Origin of the sequence: Pantoea sp. SORGH_AS_0659, assembly GCF_031453915.1 — a bacterium.
GTDB classification, from domain to species: Bacteria; Pseudomonadota; Gammaproteobacteria; order Enterobacterales; family Enterobacteriaceae; genus Pantoea; species Pantoea leporis.
Genome location: NZ_JAVJAK010000001.1, coordinates 1,870,641 through 1,890,770, shown reverse-complemented (window position 1 = coordinate 1,890,770; position 20,130 = coordinate 1,870,641). Strand labels below are relative to the sequence as shown.

At 59.1% G+C, this 20,130-nt stretch carries 13 protein-coding genes; 3 read left to right on the top strand and 10 right to left on the bottom strand.

Going from position 1 to position 20,130, the window contains the following annotated elements; genetic code table 11:
- Positions 1-31 precede the first annotated feature (31 nt).
- The 10 genes from Q3H59_RS08785 to Q3H59_RS08740 all read right to left on the bottom strand — a co-directional run bounded on the left by Q3H59_RS08785 (position 32) and on the right by Q3H59_RS08740 (position 15,731).
- Positions 32-439, bottom strand: coding sequence for a flagellar protein FlhE (locus Q3H59_RS08785; RefSeq protein WP_192411668.1), 408 nt, complete (start codon positions 437-439; stop codon positions 32-34).
- Entirely contained in the window at positions 439-2,526 is a 2,088-nt protein-coding gene (flhA, locus tag Q3H59_RS08780; RefSeq protein WP_008110540.1) for a flagellar biosynthesis protein FlhA, read from the bottom strand. Before flhA ends, Q3H59_RS08785 begins: the two co-directional genes overlap by 1 nt.
- Positions 2,519-3,670, bottom strand: a complete 1,152-nt coding sequence (gene flhB, locus Q3H59_RS08775) for a flagellar biosynthesis protein FlhB (protein WP_101764132.1) — start codon at positions 3,668-3,670, stop codon at positions 2,519-2,521. Before flhB ends, flhA begins: the two co-directional genes overlap by 8 nt.
- Before the next feature lie 87 nt (positions 3,671-3,757).
- Positions 3,758-4,621 carry a uroporphyrinogen-III C-methyltransferase gene (cobA, locus tag Q3H59_RS08770; RefSeq protein WP_137385963.1) on the bottom strand — a complete coding sequence of 288 codons (864 nt, stop codon included), beginning with the start codon at positions 4,619-4,621 and terminating at the stop codon, positions 3,758-3,760.
- 11 nt (positions 4,622-4,632) lie between these two features.
- Positions 4,633-7,236, bottom strand: coding sequence for a nitrate reductase (locus tag Q3H59_RS08765; protein WP_101764130.1), 2,604 nt, complete (start codon positions 7,234-7,236; stop codon positions 4,633-4,635).
- Complete coding sequence (gene nirB, locus Q3H59_RS08760; protein ID WP_309834318.1) at positions 7,233-11,300, bottom strand: nitrite reductase large subunit NirB; 4,068 nt, start codon at positions 11,298-11,300, stop codon at positions 7,233-7,235. Before nirB ends, Q3H59_RS08765 begins: the two co-directional genes overlap by 4 nt.
- A gap of 10 nt (positions 11,301-11,310) precedes the next feature.
- The gene (locus tag Q3H59_RS08755) at positions 11,311-12,099 is read right to left on the bottom strand and encodes an ABC transporter ATP-binding protein (protein WP_101764128.1); all 789 of its coding nucleotides are present in this window, start codon (positions 12,097-12,099) and stop codon (positions 11,311-11,313) included.
- A 10-nt stretch (positions 12,100-12,109) separates the two neighbouring features.
- A complete protein-coding gene (ntrB, locus tag Q3H59_RS08750) occupies positions 12,110-12,982 on the bottom strand; it encodes a nitrate ABC transporter permease (protein WP_101764127.1) in 873 nt (290 codons plus the stop codon).
- Between the two features lie 7 nt (positions 12,983-12,989).
- The gene (locus Q3H59_RS08745) at positions 12,990-14,246 is read right to left on the bottom strand and encodes a CmpA/NrtA family ABC transporter substrate-binding protein (protein WP_309836664.1); all 1,257 of its coding nucleotides are present in this window, start codon (positions 14,244-14,246) and stop codon (positions 12,990-12,992) included.
- A gap of 264 nt (positions 14,247-14,510) precedes the next feature.
- Positions 14,511-15,731, bottom strand: coding sequence for a nitrate regulatory protein (locus tag Q3H59_RS08740; RefSeq protein ID WP_101764125.1), 1,221 nt, complete (start codon positions 15,729-15,731; stop codon positions 14,511-14,513).
- A gap of 484 nt (positions 15,732-16,215) precedes the next feature.
- Between Q3H59_RS08740 and Q3H59_RS08735 the strand changes: the two genes are divergently transcribed.
- The 3 genes from Q3H59_RS08735 (at position 16,216) to tssM (ending at position 20,123) form a co-directional block, all read left to right on the top strand.
- The gene (locus Q3H59_RS08735) at positions 16,216-16,710 is read left to right on the top strand and encodes an SH3 domain-containing protein (RefSeq protein WP_192234148.1); all 495 of its coding nucleotides are present in this window, start codon (positions 16,216-16,218) and stop codon (positions 16,708-16,710) included.
- An 84-nt stretch (positions 16,711-16,794) separates the two neighbouring features.
- Positions 16,795-18,009 (top strand): type IVB secretion system protein IcmH/DotU, encoded by a 1,215-nt coding sequence (gene icmH, locus Q3H59_RS08730; protein ID WP_101764124.1) that lies wholly within the window; start codon positions 16,795-16,797, stop codon positions 18,007-18,009.
- Positions 18,009-20,123, top strand: a complete 2,115-nt coding sequence (gene tssM, locus Q3H59_RS08725; protein ID WP_101764123.1) for a type VI secretion system membrane subunit TssM — start codon at positions 18,009-18,011, stop codon at positions 20,121-20,123. Before icmH ends, tssM begins: the two co-directional genes overlap by 1 nt.
- Positions 20,124-20,130: the final 7 nt, after the last annotated feature.

The following is a 20,130-nucleotide window of genomic DNA, read 5'->3' as shown; positions in this document are numbered from 1 at the left end:
GGCGCAGGGCGCGTCGCCGAGGTAGCACGCGTTACTGATAATTCACCGTCACTTCACTGCTCACCACGCGTAAGCCGGGCGGCAAAGCGCCCTTCCCCTGGAAGCCAAATGCCAGATGCAGCGTCTCTTCCGCCGCCACGTTGGCTAAGCCGCGCGTACTGCCGCTGGCGCCTTCAATCTCGACACAACGATCGCCCGCACACAAGCGCACCACCAAACCCGAGGGCGCAGGACGGCTGAGCTGATAACGCCAGTACACCAGCGAAATATTGCCCGGCGCGCTGGAAGGAGCACGCAGCGCAGGCGTCATCAGCCAGTTACCGCGCACGCCAAGGCTTGGGCCGCTGGCGTTGGCTGTCCAGGCACCGCTGGACGCATCAACAGCCAGCGGCAGCGCCATCAACGGCATCAGCATTACTGCCCAGCACCAGCGACGCATTACTTGCCTCCAATGGTGGCGGTCATGCGGATTTGACGGTTGTCGGTCAGCTCCATATTCGACAGCACAATCAGCTGCGGCAGATTGCGCCGCAGGAAGCGTGCCAGCAACGCACGCAGCGGATGATTGACCAGCAGCACCGGCGGCGCGCCTGCCATCTCTTGCTGCTGCAGTGCGCCTTGCGCCTGCACCAGTAAGCGATCTGCCAGACCTGGCTCGAGTCCACCGCCACCTTGCAGCGCCTGCAGCAGCAGGCGTTCCAGCGTGGCATCGAGGCCGATCACCTGCACTTCGCCGTTGCCCGGGAACCACTGTTGGGTAATTGCCCGTCCCAGCGCCACACGCACAACGCTGGTGAGCTCTTGCGGATCGTTCTGCACCGGCGCATGTTCCGCCAATGTTTCAATAATGGTGCGCATATCGCGAATCGAGACGCGCTCGGTCAGCAGGTTTTGCAGCACTTTGTGCAGCGTCGTCAGCGTGATGACGCCCGGCACCAGATCTTCGGTCAGCTTCGGCATCTCTTGCGTGACGCGATCCAACAGCTGCTGCGCTTCCTGACGGCCAAACAGCTCGCTGGCGTATTGGCCAATCAGGTGATTGAGGTGCGTCGCCACCACGGTGCTGGCTTCCACCACGGTAAAGCCCTGAATCTGCGCCTGCTCTTTCAGGGCGCTGTCGATCCAGATCGCCGCCAGTCCAAAGGCCGGATCGACGGTTGGCTCGCCCGGCAGCGAACCAGCGGCGGTGCCGGGGTTGATCGCCATCCAGCGGCCCGGGTAAGCATCGCCACTGCCAATTTCTACGCCTTTCATCAGGATGCGGTAACGCGCGGGTGGCAGTTCCATGTTGTCACGAATATGCACCACCGGCGGCAGGAAGCCCACCTCTTGTGCCACCTTCTTACGAATACTGCGGATACGCCCCAAAAGTTCGCCGTTTTGCAGGTGATCGACCATCGGAATCAGGCGATAACCCACTTCCATACCGAGCGAATCTTCCAGCTGCACATCGGTCCACGACGCTTCCACCGTGGCCGGCGTTTCCTGGGTTTTCACCAGGCTTGAGGCTTCGGTTGGTTTCTTCGGCTGCATTTCGCGACCGCGTAACCACCAGGCAAGTCCTAATAGCGCAGCGGTAAACAGCAGGAACACCAGGTTTGGCATGCCCGGCACCAGGCCGAGCAAACCAATCACGCCGCCGCTCAGCATCAGCACGCGCGGGTTCTTGAATAGCTGCGTTACCATCTGCTCGCCGACGTCCTGATCGGTGCCCACGCGCGTTACGATGACACCTGCGGCGGTGGAGATCACCAGCGCTGGAATCTGTGCTACCAGGCCGTCACCGATGGTCAACAGCGTGTAGGTTTCACCGGCGTGACCGAGATCCATGCCGTGCTGCACCACGCCGACCAACAGGCCGCCGATGATGTTGATCACCATGATCAGGATGCCGGCGATGGCGTCACCACGAACGAACTTACTCGCACCGTCCATTGAGCCGTAGAAATCGGCTTCCTGCGTCACTTCGGTACGGCGTTGCTTGGCTTCCTGTTCGCCAATCAAGCCGGCGTTGAGGTCAGCATCAATCGCCATCTGCTTACCGGGCATCCCATCCAGCACAAAACGCGCGCCGACTTCGGCAATACGTCCCGCACCCTTGGTGATAACCATGAAGTTGATGATAACGAGGATGATGAACACCACGATACCGATGGCGAAGTTACCGCCAACGAGGAAGTGACCGAAGGCTTCCACCACGCGTCCGGCCGCATCGGCGCCGGTGTGGCCCTCCAGCAGAATGATACGGGTTGACGCAACGTTCAGCGCCAGACGCAGCAGCGTCGAGAACAGCAGAATGGTCGGGAAGGCGGCGAACTCCAGCGTGCGCTGGGTGAACATCGCCACCAGCAGCACCATGATCGACAGCGCAATGTTAAAGGTGAACAGCAGGTCAAGAATGAATGCGGGTAACGGCAGCACCATCATCGACAAGATCAACATGATCAGTACCGGGCCCGCCAGCACCTGCCATTGCGTGTCTTTAAAGTTGCCCGGTAAACGCAGCTTCTCGGCTAAATTAGCCATCGTTAGTGTTCTCTCCTGCAAAGTCCATGTCTGCCGGAACCGGCAGGTTTTTTGGTTTGTTTGGAATCAGGCCGCCTTCGCGCTTCCAGCGTCGCAGCTGCCAAACCCAGGCCAGCACTTCCGCTACCGCGCCATACAGCGCGCCGGGGATGAACTGACCAATTTCGGTGTGTCGATACAACGCACGCGCCAGCGGCGGTGCTTCAAGAATCGGGATGCGGTGCTCTTTGGCGAGCTCACGAATCTTCAGGGCGATATCGCCCGCGCCTTTTGCCACCACTTTGGGCGCGCTCATCTTGCCTTCCTGATACTTCAGCGCCACCGAGTAGTGCGTCGGGTTAGTGACGATAACGTCGGCTTTCGGTACATCGGCCATCATGCGACGGCGTGCCGCCGCGCGCATCGCCTGGCGAATACGCCCTTTAACGTGCGGGTCGCCTTCGTTCTGTTTGTGTTCGTCGCGGATCTCCTGGCGCGTCATCTTCAGCTTTTTGAAGTAGCTGTAGAGCTGCCAGAACACATCAAAACCCACCATCGGGAACAGGCCCAGCATGATCAGCCCACAGCAGGCGGCGATCATCGACAAACCATGATGTAGCGCGTTGATCGGCGATTCGCTCATCAAACGCAGCATCTCTTCCCAATGGCTCCAGATGTACCAGCCAGCCACCAGCCCAACCAGCACCGCTTTCATGATCGATTTCACCAGCTCTGCAGCGGTTTGGCCGGAGAACATGCGGCCAATACCGGTGAGCGGGTTGAGCTTTTTGAGATCGAACTTAATGGATTTGCCGCTGAAGTTAAGGCCGCCCAGCGCCATCGGCCCGGCAATCGCCACCACCACTAAGCCGCCCATCAGCGGCAGCAGCGCGATCACCGCCTGCTTAATCAGGCTGCCGATATGACCAATGATCACTTTGTCATCGTTTACCATGCCGTGATCAAAACGAAATCCGGTGGCGACCATGCTGGCCAGACGCTCCGCCATGCTGTTGCCGCCGACCCACAGGATCAGCAATCCAATCAACAGCATCATCACTGAAGTCAGCTCGCGCGAACGCGGAATCTGCCCCTCCTCACGCGCTTTTTCAAGTCGGTGGGGCGTGGGCGATTCTGTTTTGTCCTCGTTACTCTCTTCAGCCACGACTTACCTCAGCTGGCAGGAATTCTGAGCATAGAATGCCAAAACCCTGACAGGCTAAAGCGCGGATTAAAGGGGGGAAATGTGAGCTTATTTAGCCATAAGTGAAATTGCGGGCTGATTGGTCGCCATAAATGGCGCCGCTACATTGCTCGAATGTGCATTAATCCTGACCGGTTGGCGATAAAAGTGCACCACGTCACCCACCAACAATAACGCCGGCGATTGGGCTTGTTGCACCTCAACAGTGTGTGCCAGCTCAGCCAGCGTAGTGATCATCACCCGCTGATCGGCACGCGTGCCATTCTCAATGATTGCCACCGGCGTCTGCGCGTTGCGGCCCTGCGCCTGCAGCTGTGCGCTGATGCTGGCGCTCCACTTCAGCCCCATATAAAACACCAGCGTCTGGTTATTGGCGGCGAGGCTGGCATCATCCAGCTGCGGTTCACCGCTTTTGCCGTGACCGGTAATTAACCGCAGCGACTGTGCGCAATCACGGTGCGTTAGCGGAATGCCGCTGGCTGCCGCGCATCCGGCGGCGGCGGTAATACCCGGCACGATCTGGCAGGCTATTCCCGCCTGTTGCAGATAGAGCATCTCTTCACCGCCGCGCCCGAAAATAAAGGGATCGCCGCCTTTGAGCCGCACCACTTGCCGCCCGCTGCGGGCTAAATCCACCAGCAGCTGATTAGTTTGCGCCTGCTTTAACCCGTGGCTGCCGGGCTTCTTGCCGACATCAATCGCCAGCGTCTCCGGCGGCACTTCCGCCATGATCGCCTCGCTCACCAACCGGTCATACACCACAACGTCGGCGCTGTTGATCAGCCTCCATGCTTTTAAGGTGAGCAGTTCTACGTCTCCCGGCCCAGCCCCAACCAGCCAGACGCCACCTTGCGCGTGTTCGCCGTCACGCGGATTAAACAGCTTGTCGAGGGATTCACTGGCTTGCGTCATGATGTTTTCCGTTACTGCGCCACGCGCAGAGATGAGAGCAGTTGTTTGAGCTCCGGGATACAGGAGCCACAGTTGGTGCCGCATTTCAACACCGCGCCGAGCGCTGCCGGGGAATCACAGCCCTCAGCGATGGCCCGGCGAATCGCCACTTCACCGACGCCAAAGCAGCTGCAAAGGGTACGTCCGTGGCTGCCGCCCTGCGCCGGTCGCCCGCCCAACAGCGCATGTCGCTGCTGCGGCAAATCGGGCGGCTGGCTGAAGGCCCGCGCGATAAATGGGTGATCGATGTCTGGTAGCCAGGGCGCGGCATAAAAGGCGCATGCCAACTTGCCCTCGCGCCAGCCAAGCCAGTGCAATTGCTGTCCCGCCTGCGCCTGCTGCCATTGCAATGCGGACATGCCCGGCAGTTGCATCAGCCATTCGCCAGCATGAGCGCTGCCCGCCAGCACATAGCGCTGCACGCCGGGCTGTGGGGCTCGCGACCAGTAGAGTAGTGCAGGCGGCGTGATGATGTCCGGCAGCCACAGCCAGCCTTGCCACGCTGGACGCAGTAGTTGCAAGCGCACCGCCGTTTGTTTTAACGCTGGCTGAGCGGAATCGGGACAACAGCTGGCCGCGACTAATCCATCGACGTTGGCCTGCCCGCTGAACTGTCTTGTCCAGTGCATCGGCACAAAGATTTGCCCACGCTGCAGGCCGCTGTCGAGGGTGACGCGTCCACTGCACCAGCCCAGCGCCGACTGCACGCGCGTCACATCGCCGTGGCTCAAGCCGTACGCCGCCGCATCCAGCGGATTTAGCGCGACAAAGGGTTCATCGTAATGCTGCATCAGTCGCGGCACGTTGCCGGTGCGCGTCATGGTGTGCCACTGATCTCGGATGCGGCCGGTATTCATCAGCAGCGGATAATCAGTGGTCATGAGGGTTTTAACCGGTATCGCGGGCGGCAGCAGACGCGCTTTTCCATCGGCATGGTAAAAGCGGCGATCGGCAAACAGCCGCGCGGTGCCGTTGGGTGACGCGGCAGTGATCGGCCACTGCACCGGGGCTAACTGGTCATATTGCTCACGCGTGATGGTTGCCAGCGCGCTGATATCAAAGGCGCGCGTGCCGCGATTCTCAAAACCAGACAGCGCGGCATGCTCGGCGAAAATCTCGCCTGGATGCTGCCAGGCAAAGGCCGCGCCAAAACCGAGTCGCTGCGCCACCTGCGCCAGCAGCCACCAATCCGCTTTGGCCTCACCGGCTGGCGCAATAAAACTGCGCTGGCGTGAGATACGCCGCTCCGAATTGGTCACGGTGCCGTTTTTCTCGCCCCATGCCTGCGCCGGCAGTAGCACATCAGCAAATTGTGCCGTGTCGCTGTGGGCGCTGACTTCCGACACCACCACCAGCTCGCATTTCGCCAGCGCGTGTGCCACGCGGTTACCTTCCGGCATCGAAACGGCAGGATTGGTACCCATGATCCACACTGCCTTGACGTCGCCGCGTTCGATGGCATTGAACAGATAAACTGCCGTCAGTCCCGGCTGCTGCGCAACACGATCGCTCCCCCAAAAGCGCGCAACACGATCAACCTCTGCTGCGCTAAAGCCCATGTGCGCCGCCAGCTGATTGGCTAAGCCGCCCACTTCACGGCCGCCCATGGCGTTGGGCTGTCCGGTCAGCGAAAACGGTCCGCAGCCCGCACGGCCGATTTTGCCGCTGAGCAGATGCGCATTGAGGATGGCGTTGTTGTTATCGCTGCCGGTTTGTGACTGATTGATGCCCATGCACCACAGCGTCAGCACGCGCGGCTGCGCTGCGAACAGCTGCCAAAATGCCACAATGTCATGCTCACTCAGCTGGCAGGCAGCGGCGACCGTCGCCACATCCCACGCCTCACAGGCGGCTAAGGTCGCTTCCACATTGGCCAGATGCGGCAACATACTGGCATCGATACCCGCATGGTGCGCCAGCCAGTTCAGCAGCCCGGCAAACAGCGCGCTATCAGATCCCGGTTGCAGCGCCAGATGAACATCAGCAAGGTCACAGCTGGCAGTACGACGCGGATCGATCACCACCAGCTGCATCTCAGGGCGTTCGGCTTTGGCCTGCACCAGCCGCTGCCACGCCACTGGATGCGCCCATGCCGCGTTGGAGCCGACTAACACCACAACATCGGCTTGTTCAAGATCGTCATAGCAGCACGGCACCGCATCGGCACCGAAAGCGCGTTTGTAACCCACCACCGCCGAAGCCATACACAGCCGTGAATTGGTATCGATGTTGGCAGAGCCAATAAAGCCCTTCATCAGCTTATTGGCGGTGTAATAATCCTCCGTTAGCAGTTGACCGGAGCCGTAAAAGGCCACCGCCTGCGGGCCATGTTGATCGATGATGCGCCGGAAACCCGCCGCCACATGGTCCAGTGCGGCATCGATACTGACGCGCTGACCATCAATCTGCGGCCAGAGCAAACGACCGTCATGCATCAGGGTCTCGCCCAGCGCTGAACCTTTGACGCACAGCCGACCGAAATTAGCCGGATGCTGGCGGTCGCCGCTCACCGGCGCATCGAGGGCTTTCACCTCCACGCCACAGCCCACGCCGCAGTACGGACAGGTGGTTTTCATGAGGCCGCCGCCAGCGCAATAATCGGCTGATGCCCGAGCCACACTTTGCCGCCCTCCACGCGCACCGGCCAGCAGCGCAGCTGATGCTCGGCGTTATCGAGACTTTGTCCGTCGCGCAGCCGCACGCGCTGCTTGTAGAGCGGTGATATCACCACCGGCTCGCCCGCTACGTCGCCGAGAATGCCACGCGACAGCACGCTGGCTTGCGTGCCGGGCTCAATATCTTCCAGCGCATAAATCGCCTCGCCCAAGCGGAACAAGGCCACACGCTGACCGCCTAACCGCGCACCCATGCCCGCAGACGGCGGGATAGCGTCGACAAGGCAAATGGCACTCCAGGGTTCTGCCGGCAACGTGGTAACGGGAATGCTGTCCGCCGTCGCGGGCTGACGCTGACCGCGCACCTGCACATAGTTGAGCGTCTCGTCAGGCTGCTCGCTGTTGACGGTGGCGGTAAACAAGGCGCGACGCGAAGGATCCTGCAGCGTGCTGTGCCATTCGCACTGATAGCGCTCCACCACGCGCTGCATCTCCTGCTCCAGTTGCACGGCTATACCGAGTGAATCTTCGATCACCACCTGACGCAGGTAGTCGAGTCCGCCTTCCATGTTATCCATCCACACGCTGGTGCGCTGCAGACGATCGGCGGTGCGCACATAGAACATCAAGATGCGGTCAACGTAGCGCAGCAGCGTTTCATCATCGAGATCGCTGGCGAACAAATCGGCATGACGCGGTTTCATCCCGCCGTTGCCGCAGACATACAGGTTCCAGCCTTTTTCCGTGGCGATTACGCCAATGTCCTTGCTCTGCGCTTCAGCGCATTCACGCGTGCAGCCGGAAACCGCCATTTTAATTTTGTGCGGGGCGCGCAGCCCTTTGTAGCGATTCTCTAATGCGATGGCGAAGGCGGTAGAATCCTGCACGCCGTAACGGCACCAAGTTGACCCCACGCAGGATTTTACCGTGCGCAGCGATTTGCCATAAGCGTGACCGGTTTCAAAACCCGCCGCGATTAAGTGTTCCCAGATATCCGGTAACTGATCGAGCCGCGCACCGAACAGATCGATGCGCTGACCGCCGGTGATTTTGGTGTAGAGATCGTAACGAGCGGCTACTTCACCAATCGCAATTAGCCCTTGCGGCGTAATTTCACCGGCTGGCACACGCGGTACCACCGAATAGGTGCCATCTTTCTGGATGTTGGCGAAGTAGCGATCGTTGGTATCCTGCAGCGGCAGATGTTCGGGCTTCAGTAAGTAGTCATTCCAGCATGATGCCAGCAATGATCCCACCAGCGGCTTGCACACTTCACAGCCCTGTCCGCGTCCGTTGAGCTGCAATAGCTGCTCAAAGGTGGTGATGTTGCCGACGCGGATCAGGTGATACAGCTCTTGACGCGAGTAGGCAAAGTGTTCACAGATATCCTTCTTCACTTCCACGCCCTGACTGGCGAGCTGGAACTCCATCACCTGTTTGACTAATGCGCTACACCCACCGCAGCCGGTTGCCGCTTTGGTGCAGCTTTTGATCGCCGCCATGTCACCGCAGCCGCCCTGCACTGCCCCGCAAATGTCCGCCTTGCTGACGTTATGGCACGAGCAGATTTGCGCGCTGTCTGGCAACGCCGCGACACCCAGCGCTTTAGCCGGCGCACCCGCTAACTGGGGCAAAATCAGGCTTTCCGGCTCTTCTGGTAACGGTAACTGATTCAGCATCATCTGCAGCAGGCTGGCGTAATCTGCGCTGTCGCCCACCAGCACGCCGCCAAGCAGCGTTTTGCGATCTTTGCACACCACCAGTTTTTTGTAGATGCCCTTTGGATTATCGATCCACTGATAACTTTGGCTGTCAGCGGTGCGCCCGTGCGCATCGCCAAATGACGCCACTTCCACGCCGAGCAGTTTCAGTTTCGTGCTCATGTCGGCACCGCTGAACGCCAGTTCTTCCTGCGCCAGCTGCGCCGCCAGTACGCGCGCCATTTGATATCCCGGCGCAACCAAACCGAAAATTTGCCCTTGCCACAGCGCGCATTCACCAATCGCATAGACATCTGCGGCGCTGGTGGCGCAAGCGTCGTTGATCAGAATGCCGCCGCGTTCACCCAGTTGCAGACCGGCGGCGCGCGCCAGTGCATCACGCGGACGAATACCCGCTGAAAATACCAGCAGGTCCGTTGCCAGCAGGCTGCCATCGGCAAAACGCAGCTGCAGGCTGCCATCCGGCAGACTCTCAATCGCTTCAGTTTGCTTGCTGGTATGAACTTGAACGCCCAGCGCGCTGATTTTGCCGCGCAGCATCTGCGCGCCGCCGTCATCCAATTGCACCGCCATCAGACGCGGCGCGAACTCCACCACATGGGTTTCCAGACCGAGCTGTTTCAATGCGTTGGCGGCTTCCAGTCCGAGCAGCCCGCCTCCAATCACCACCCCGCGCGTCGCATTACGGGCACAGTCAGCAATCGCATCCAGATCGGCCAGTGTGCGGTATACAAAACAACGCGCGTGATCGTGGCCGGGAACCGGCGGTACAAACGGCACCGAGCCGGTCGCCAGCACCAGTTTATCCCAGGTCAATTCCGCGCCGCTGGCATCACGCAGGCTGCGTTTTGCACTGTCAATTGCCACCACTTCACAACCGCTGCGCAGTTCGATGCCGTGTTGCTGAAAGAAGTTATCGCAGACCAGTGACAAATCGTCCGCGCTTTTACCGTTGAAGTATTCGGTAAGATGCACGCGATCGTAGGCCATCTGCGGCTCATCGCCGTATACCACGATGTGATAGTGCTGATGCAGTTCACGACTCACCAGCTGTTCGAGAAAATGGTGGCTGACCATGCCATGTCCAACCACGGCGAGAAGAGGTTTGCTCATCATCTGGCTTCCTGCAGCGCTTGGCTGCGTTGTGTTGTCGTCAAGACCGAACAGTGCGTTAATGCCCACCTGCGCGGCCTGTTGAAGTTGTGGTAGCAGCGTGCCTGCCGCCTGGCTGTCGCCAAACAGCAGCACGCCGCGCAGTGCGCCATTGCGCAAAAACAGTCGGCGATAGTGCTGGTGCAGCGGGTCAAAGCTGCTGATGGCGTCGCCTTCGCTGATATCGCCCGCACTGAACATCTCAATGCCGCTGACTTTCAGCCGCGTACCGTTTTCCTGATAGTGAAAGTCGGCCACGGGTTCACCCGCCAGTTGTGCTGCCAGCACGGCGGCCTGCGTCAGACAAGGCGCAATCAAGCCAAAGGTTTCGCCGCTGATTTCGCAGCACTCACCCAGCGCATACACATGCGGAAGCGCGGTTTGCAGTTGACGGTTAACCAGAATGCCGCGCTGGCAAGGCACGCCCGCCGCCTGCGCCAGCGCGATCTCCGGCAGCACGCCGATGGCGATCACCACCTGTTCCGCTGCGATAACCGCCCCATCGCCGAGCGTGACGCTTTCGGCGTCAATGGCCTGCAAAGTGACGCCGAGCCGACAGCGAATACCGCGCTGTGCCAGATGCTGCTGCAACAGCGCACCCGCTTTGGCATCCAGCTGGCGATCAAGCAGCCACGGACGATGATGCAGCAGCGTGACGTCACGTCCACGCTGACGCAGCGCCGCTGCGGCTTCCACGCCAATCAATCCGCCGCCCAGCACCACCACCGGACCTTGCTGCGCGAGCATGGCCTCCACGTCTCGCACCGTGCGGAAACCCTGCACCTGTGGGCGATGGATGCCGGGCAGATCCGGCATGCGCGGCCTCGAACCGCAGGCGAACACCAGCTTGTCCCAGTGCAGGGTGCGCTGGTCGGTTAGTACTGTGCGCGTAGGGATATCCACCTGCAGCGCCTCTTCCCCCATCAGCAACTGCACCTGATGTGCCGCATACCATGCGGGTTCGTGGATCACCGTGTCAGCGAAGGCTTTTTCGCCCGCCAGCACCGGCGACAGCAGCACCCGGTTGTAATTGCCGTGCGGCTCACGGCCAATCACCGTGATGGCGTAGCGACCCGGTGCACGTTGCAGCAAGATTTCCACCATGCGCATCGCCGCCATGCCGTTCCCGATCACTACCAGTCGCTGCAACATGGTTGTCCCCTTACGCCACAGCCGTTTGCTTTTCATACAGGAAATGCAGAATCCGCTGACGCAGCTGGTGATAGCGCGGCTCGTCGGCTAACGCTACCCGTGAACGTGGACGCGGCAGGTCGATGTTGAGAATGTCACCGACCTGCGCGGCGGGGCCGTTGGTCATCATCAACACGCGATCTGACAGCAACACCGCCTCATCGACATCGTGCGTAATCAGCACAATGGTGGTATTGAGCTCCTGCTGGATGCGCATCACGCTGTCTTGCAGATGAGCGCGCGTTAGCGCATCCAGCGCACCGAACGGTTCATCCAGCAGCAGCACACGCGGCTGCATGGCCAGCGCACGCGCAATCCCGACACGCTGCTTCATGCCGCCGGAGATCTCCGACGGACGCTTATGCAGCGCGTGACTCATCTGCACGCGATTGAGGTTGTGTTCGATCCACTCGCTCATCTCTCTTTTGCTCATTTTTCCTTTGAACACTTGCTGCACCGCCAGCTCCACGTTTTGGTAGGCGGTCAGCCACGGCAGCAACGAATGGTTCTGGAACACCACCGCACGCTCCGGACCGGGACCGCTGATTTCGCGGTTGTCACACAGCAACACGCCGCTACTCGGCTGCGTCAGCCCGGCTATCAAATTGAGAAGCGTGGACTTTCCGCAGCCGGAGTGACCAATCAGGCTGAGGGTTTCACCTTCGTGGATATCAAAACTGACGTTATCGAGGGCGAGGAACTCACCGCCTGCGGTATTGAAGCGCTGGCTGACCTGCTGTACGCGAATAATTGGATTCATCATCGGCTCCTTATTTTTCCCAGCTAAAGCGGCGTGCCAGTAACATCAGCGCCTGTTCGAGCAGTAAACCGACCACGCCAATCACCACGATGGCAATCAGGATGTTTTCCACATTGAGGTTGTTCCACTCGTTCCAAATCCAGAAACCGATACCGAGCCCACCGGTTAGCATTTCCGCAGCGACAATCACCAGCCATGCGATGCCCATCGATAAACGCATACCGGTTAACACTGCAGGCAGCACCGCCGGGAACAGAATGCGGCGCATCACTGTCCACTCATTGAGCCGCAGCACGCGCGCCACATTGAGATAATCCTGCGGAATTCGCTGTACGCCTTCGGCGGTGTTGATCACCATCGGCCAGATGGAGCAGATGAAAATGGTCCAGCTTGATGCCGGTTCAGCGCGCTGGAACAGCAGCAGGCCAATCGGCAACCAGGCAAGTGGACTGACCGGACGCAGCAACGCGATGATCGGGTTGAGCATGTGCGCGATAAAGGTAAAACGGCCAATCAGGAATCCGGCGGGAACGCCCACCAGCGCCGCCAGACCAAAGCCGATTGCCACCCGCTGCAGCGAGGCGACCACGTTCCAGCCGATGCCCTGATCGTTGGGCCCGTTGTTGTAAAACGGATCGGCAAACAGCGTGACGGCGGCTTGCCAGGTGGCATATGGCGTGGGGAAGCCTTTACTGGACATTGAAGCCAGTTGCCAGACAAACAGCAGCAGAATCAGGCCGCAACTGGCGGGGATTAGCCGCTGCAGCAGGGGACGGAGCCAGCGTTGACCCCGACGCGGTGCGGGCGTTACCTTGAGTGCAATCACCTGCGCCGGTGGCGCGGCGATCGGCGCGGTATTGAGCGAGCGTGCTTCAGATTTCATCATGACCTCACTTAACGGCGTTTAAGGCAAAACTGTCGGCATAAGCGGCGGGATTGCTGCCGTCCCATACTTTGCCGTCGAACAGTGTGCTGCTGCGCATCTCGCCGGCTGGGACGCTAATGCCGCCCACCGCGCTGGCGGCCTGTTTGTAGATATCAATACGGTTGATCTGACGCGCCACTGCTGCATAATCAGGCGCGGTTTGCACCATGCCCCAGCGCTTCATCTGCGTCAGGAACCACATGCCGTCGGAAATCCACGGGAAGCTCACTTCACCGTCGCGGAAGAAGCGCATACCGTGCGCGTCCTGCCAGCGCTGACCGAGGCCATTTTCGTACTGACCGAGCATGCGCCCTTCCAGCGTTTCCACTTTGGTGTTGATCCACGCGCGTCCGGCCAGCACCTGCGCGGTCTCTTTGCGGTTAGCGTCGGAGGCATCGATCCAGCGCGCGGCTTCCAGCACTGCGGCGGTCAGCGCACGGGCGGTATTGGGGTTCTCTTGCACCCAGGCGGCGCGCGTGGCGAGAATTTTTTCCGGATGATCCGGCCAAATTTGCTGTGTGGTGGTGGCGGTAAAACCGATGTTGTCGCTGATAGCACGCTGGTTCCACGGCTCGCCAACGCAGAAGCCACTCATGTTGCCCATCTTCATGTTCATCACCATTTGCGGTGGCGGGACCACCACGGTGCGCACATCCTCAAACGGGTCGATACCGGCGTTGGCCAGCCAGTAATAGAGCCACATGGCGTGTGTACTGGTTGGGAAGGTATGCGCGAAGGTAAAGCTGCCTTTGGCTTGGCTGGCGATTAATTTTTGCAGGCTGGCCGCATCAGTAACTTTCTGATCTTTAAGCTGATTCGCCAGGGTGATGGCCTGCCCGTTGTTGTTGAGCGTCATCAGGTTAGCCATCTCATGCTGAGGCCCGGCAATGCCCAACTGCAGACCATAAATCATGCCGTACAACGCGTGCGCGGCATCCAATTCGCCAGCGGTGAGCTTGTCGCGCACCGCCGCCCAGCTGGCTTCTTTACTCGGTTGCAGCGTCAGACCGTATTTTTTATCGAAGCCTTTTACTGACGCCATCACCACCGGCGCGCAGTCGGTGAGCGGAATAAAGCCGACGCGAATGTTGCTCTTTTCGGGCGCATCGGAACCGGCAGCCCATACCGCATTGCGTAATCCCGGCAGTAGATAGCTGCCACCGACCGCCGCGCTACCCAGGAGAAATTGACGTCGTGACAATGTGAACCGCGTTTTGCTCATCATGCGCATCCTGAAAAAAAGAATAAAAAAAGGCGTCCTCCCGCATGTCGCAAAAACATGGGGCCGGACGCCTTTATCCAAAGCACTCGCTTCACCGCCGTTGGCGAAACAAATGCGCAATGTCTGTAAGGTATTGCAAAGCCTGTGCCAAAAATATCAGGCCGTTTTATCAAGGCTGGCGCTATAAATGCGCTGATGATGCGTCGTTTTTGCACTGCGCTGACGCACTCTACGCACAGGGTTTGTGCAGCTACCTCCTTCGAGTTATGCCTTGAGCGTGGCGGCAACCGCCAGCACCGCCAGGGCTATTTCCAGCACCCGTTTGTTCTGGTTCATGGCGCTCTTACGCAGCGCCTGCCACGCATCCTGCTCGCTGAAACCGTGCTGCTGCATCAACCAGCTTTTCGCCTGATCGATAATTTTGCGTTCATCCAGTGACGCGCGCATCGAGGCGAGTTCATCGGCCTGCGTCTGCAGACGCTGCGACTGCTCACGGATCAACGCCAGCACCGAACGCCCGAGCTGGGGCGCGAGGCCATTGCTGTCCAGCGTGGTTTCAACGCCTGACAGCCAGCTGGCACCCGCGATATAAAGCGAGAAACTGGCCTCTTCTCCGATGGCTATCGGCGGAGATTCACTGTGCTGGGCAGCCGCAATCGCACACTGACAGCGATTCATCAGCGTGGCGCACAGCGTATCTTCAATCTGTTTCATCTGATCGAGACGCGAACTGAGCAGACTAAACCACTGCAACACGCCATTTTCACCGCACTGTGCGCCGGTGCAGGCGATGCGTCTTAGCCGCTCAATTTGGCTGCCGGCATCGGCTATCGCCTGCCAGCGTTGTAGATTTTCCGCATCAGAAAATTGGCTGAAAGTCGCAAAGCTTTGCTCCTGCGCAGCGATCAACACCTGAATGCGCTGCCGTTGCGTCTCGGTAAATTCACCGGCAGCGAATCCCGCCGAACCGGTGGCGCGCTCCTGTCCGGCCAGCTCTTTGCCTTGCATAAAGCTAAATAGCGCGATTAACGCACGCGAGATGTCCGGCTCACTGGCGGTATCCGCCGCTTCAAATACCAGATTGAGTAAGGTGCAGATGATGTGATTAAACGCATCCATCGCCTGCGCCTGCGTCACGGTGCGGCTGTGTACTTGCTGACGCAGCGCCGGCAGACTGTCCAGCGCCTGAAGCGCAGTCGCGATCAGCATGCAAAATCGGCTATAGCCGGGCTGCGCCTCTGCTTCCGGCAGCACCGCCATTGCACGCTGTTCGCGCAGTTCTACCTCCGCAGCGCGCTGTGCTAGCTCTTCACCAAACAGTCGACCAGCCGAGCACAGCCAGATATTGCTGGCTCCACGTTCACGCTGCAGCACATGGATCAATTCACTGATGGCGGTAATCTGTTCGCCGGTCCGCAGCAACCGTTGCAGGCTCGCAATCTCGCTGGCGCGGCTAGCACGTAGATAGTTCAAAGCCCGATTCATTGCTTTCTCCAGCGGTTTAGCGGTGTAAACAGAGGGTCAAGCAAAAGCCATGCCGTGCTGCGTTCAAACGTGGCAGAATTGGGCCCGGAAATTCCGAAATTGAGAAAATTGTTTCGCAAGGCAATCTTTTTTGCTTCATACAAATAGATTAATCTTATTTACCATTTTCGTTTGGTACTAACAGCGACCAAATGCCGTTGCGCTGCCTCGCATCGTTAACTGCAGCGAATAAATTAACTCAGCTTATCTATCACCGTGACTATGTGTTTTATATCATCGGCCTGCGCTGCTTTTTCGCCCGCTAGCACGGGATTTCTCATGGTGCAATGGTTTGAATTCTCAAAAGTCTTAGGTAGACTTAGTTCAGCACTATCTTTCTGTAATCTGTCTGTTTTTTTGATGGCTTTCTCGCTGCTTAATCTGCCTGCCTTAACGGCCCGTGCCGCAGATTACTCTGCAGCTAATCTGATGGAATTTGAGGATCATGGTGAATAAGAGTCTCGTGCTTGTGTTGCTGGCGGTATTAAGTCTGGCTGCTTGCAAAGCGCCACCGCCACCCGTTACAGATGACACGCTGGTAACCAGTGAAGTGAATGGCGTCCAACTGGTCCATCGTCATGCGGTGGCAGCACCTGGCGAATTCACGCCGGTCAATGAGAGTTATCGCGCGTTGTATGCTGCCTCGGTAATGACCACGCCTGATTATGGTGGCAAAGTAGTGCGCTATCTTGATAACGCCAAACCGTTTGAAGTGCTCGGCCGTGTTGAACACAGCTGGCTGGCAGTGGCTGATGAGCCTAACGGCCAGTTAATTGGCTATATTCCGCCGAAAGCGGGCGTGGAGAGCAGCCGTTACGACGCGACCATTCGAAGCGATCGTCCGCGCCCCCGCCGCAACAGCAAACAGGTTTGTGTGGCCGTTGGCGGCGCCAGCAAGGCTTGTCGCACTAACGATACCGCGACCTGGATTTTAGACTGATAATGCAATCCGGCGCACAATGCCCGCAGAAGCGTTTGCTCTGCGGGCTGTGATTTTCGCCCTTGCCTGGATAACCAAGATTTAATGACTCAGGATTCCCTTGCTCGCGATGGCATTGTCGCGGGCAATGATAACCTTTTGCTTAATGCCGCAGCACCCATCCTGAATGCCGTGGTACGTATACGGCAGGCCGCGACACATGACGATCCTGCCGGATTGCGCCAGTTACTGATCGAAGAGATCCGCCAATTCGAACAACGCTGTAAACAAGCGGGCTTACCTTTTGAGATGATTATCGGCGCGCGCTACTGCCTGTGTAGCGTACTGGATGAAGCCGCAGCGCAAACGCCGTGGGGCACGCGCGGCGTGTGGTCCGGCAACGGCATGCTGGTCACCTTTCACAATGAAAGCTGGGGCGGAGAGAAAGTTTTCCAGCTGTTGTCGCGCGTATCGCAAAGCCCGCAGCAGCATCTGTGGCTGCTGGAACTGATCCACTATTGCCTGCTGCTTGGTTATGAAGGCCGTTATCGCGGCAGTGACAGCGGCCGCGCGCAGTGTGAAGCCATCCGCAAACGCCTGGCACAACTCATTACGGAACATCGCCCGGCGAGCGCCAATCCGGCGGTGCCGCTGGTGGAAGTGCATCCGCTGGTCAGCACCCTGACGCGTCCGATGGTGCCGCTTTGGGCCTGCGTTACCTTGGCCACGCTGGTGGCGAGCCTGATTTACAGCGGACTGAACTGGCGACTCGGCAATGCCGCCGAACCGCTGCTGCGCACCATCTATCAAACCCCGCTGCCACAAATCACGCCAGGACGTCGCCCTACTTCCCCTCAAGCGCTGCTTGATCTCCATCAACGTCTGAATGATGTGATTGCCGCCGGACAGCTGGAAGTGAGCGACGGCGCGTTCGGCAGCAAAGTGATCATCCCCGCTGACAAACTGTTCTCCAGCGACGGCACGGTGGTGAATCAGGTGGGACGGGCGCTGCTGGCGCATGTCGCCAGTGCAATGAAAACCGTTAAAGGCACGGTTTTGGTGTCGGTGTATACCGATAACAGCCCGGTCGATGGCCGTTTCGCCTCCAGCTACGAATTCTCCTCTGCGCGCGCACGCGCCATCATGCAGCTGCTTAATCCGCAGCTCGCGGAGGGTCACAGCGTGAAAGCGGAAGGTCGCGGCGACAGCAATCCGCTGCTGCCGAACGACAGTAATGAAAACCGCGCCCGCAATCGTCGGGTGGAAATCACCCTGTTTGTGACACCGGAAACCCTCGGCAATCATCAGGGAGGCCAATGATGCGCGCATCACTGCAACATCTGTTAACCCATCGCCTGCTGTGGAGCCTGATTGGCGTCACGGCATTGAGCTGCGTGCTGTGGATGCTCGGACCGCTGTGGAGCTGGGGCGATACGCGCCCGCTCGAGCCAGTATTGCCGCGCCAGTTAGCGGTGGGTCTGCTCTATCTGCTCTGGCTGCTGTTCCAGTTTATTCCTGCACTGTGGCGCGGCTGGTTTAATAGCAAGTTGCTCAACCGTCTGCAGCAGATGAGCCAGGAAGAGTTATCCGATCGTCAGGCCACCGAAACCCTGCTGGCGCAGCGCTTCAGTGAAGCAGCGCTGCGTTTAAAGCGCACCCAGTTTGGTCGTCGTCATCAGCAGAGCTGGCTGGCACGTTTTCAAAGTCACTACCTTTATCAGCTGCCGTGGTACGTAATGATTGGCGCGCCGGGCGCCGGTAAAACTACCGCGCTACTCAACGCAGGCCTGCAATTCCCGCTCACTGACAGCCTCGGCAAAGCGGCTATTCGCGGCGTGGGCGGCACGCGCCACTGCGATTGGTGGTTCACTGACAGCGCGGTGCTGATCGATACCGCCGGACGTTACGCGTTGCAGGAGAGCCAACGCGCGCGCGATGGCGCGGAGTGGCACAGTTTCATCAATCTGCTAAAGCGCTATCGCACCCGTCAGCCGATCAACGGCGTGATCATGACCATCAGCGTCTCCGATCTGCTGACCGATTCTGCCGAAGCGCGCCATGCGCAGGCCAGCGCGCTACGTGAACGCATGGCGGAGCTGCATCAGCACACCGGCATTCACTTCCCGGTGTATGTGATGGTGACCAAAACCGACCTGCTGAAAGGGTTTATGAGTTTTTACGGCACGCTCAGCAAGCCGCAGCGCGATGCGATTTGGGGCTTCACTTTCCCGTGGGAACCGGGCAAACCGCATAAAGACGACTGGCACCGCAGCTTCAGCCAGCAATATCAGCACTTAGAGCAGCGTTTACAGCAGCAGTTGGCCGACGTCATGGCTGGCGAGCGCGATCTCACCCAGCGCGCCGACAGCTTCCTGTTCCCGCAAGAGTTCAGTTCGTTGCGTCCGCTGCTGAATGAGTATCTCGATGTGGTGTTTTCCAGCCATCAGGAGCCGATCGCCTGGTCGGCGCGCGGCCTGTTCTTCACCAGCGGCACGCAGGAAGGTTTACCGTTTGACCGCATCATGGGCGAGCTGAACCGCAAGCTGCAGCTGCCGCATACCGGCGAAAGCAGCCTCGCGGCGTGGAATAGCGTCGATCGCAGCAGTCCGATCCCCGGCAACAAAGGACAGAGTTTCTTTATCCGCGATTTGCTGAGCGATTTAGTGTTCCGCGAAAGCGGCCTGGCGGGCAGCAATCGCCATTGGGAATACCGCAACCGCCTGTTCCACTGGATCGGTTATGGCGTGCTGACCGGCGCGCTGCTGCTGCTCTCCTGTTTGTGGCTCACCAGCTATATTCAGAATCAGCGTTATCTGGACCAGGTTGCCGAACGCCTCGCGCCGATCACCACCCAGAGTCAGCAGGTGATCCATCAGCCCGCCGATAATATTTTTGATCTGCTACCCTTCTTAAATAACCTGGTGAAACTGCCGCTCTCCGAGCGTTTTTCCCTCGACAATCCACCGCTTACCATGCGCGTTGGTCTGTATCGCGGCAACCAGGTCAGCGATGCGGCGTGGGCGCTTTATCAAAATGCGCTTAAGTCTTTACTGCTGCCGCGCGTGGCGCAGCAGATCACCAATTTGCTGCGTGACGATCCCGGCACCGATAACGAGTACAGTCGCAATGCGCTGCGGGCCTATCAGATGCTCTATCAGCCGCGCAATTATGACGGCGAGTTTCTGCGTGGCTGGCTGATGCAAAACCTGCAGCGCACGCTGCCGGATGATGTCAGCGCGCGCGATTTGCAGCAGCTCGACTGGCATCTGAGCCAGCTGCTGGATCAGCAAATTCAGTCTTCGCCGTATGCGCGTGACAATGCGTTGATGATGCGCAAGCTTGCGGAGAATCTGAAAAATGCCGGTGACAGCAGCAACACGCTGGCGATTGCACCGCACGTTGTTTCGCAGCGATTGACCAGACACAGTGAGTAATGGTGAG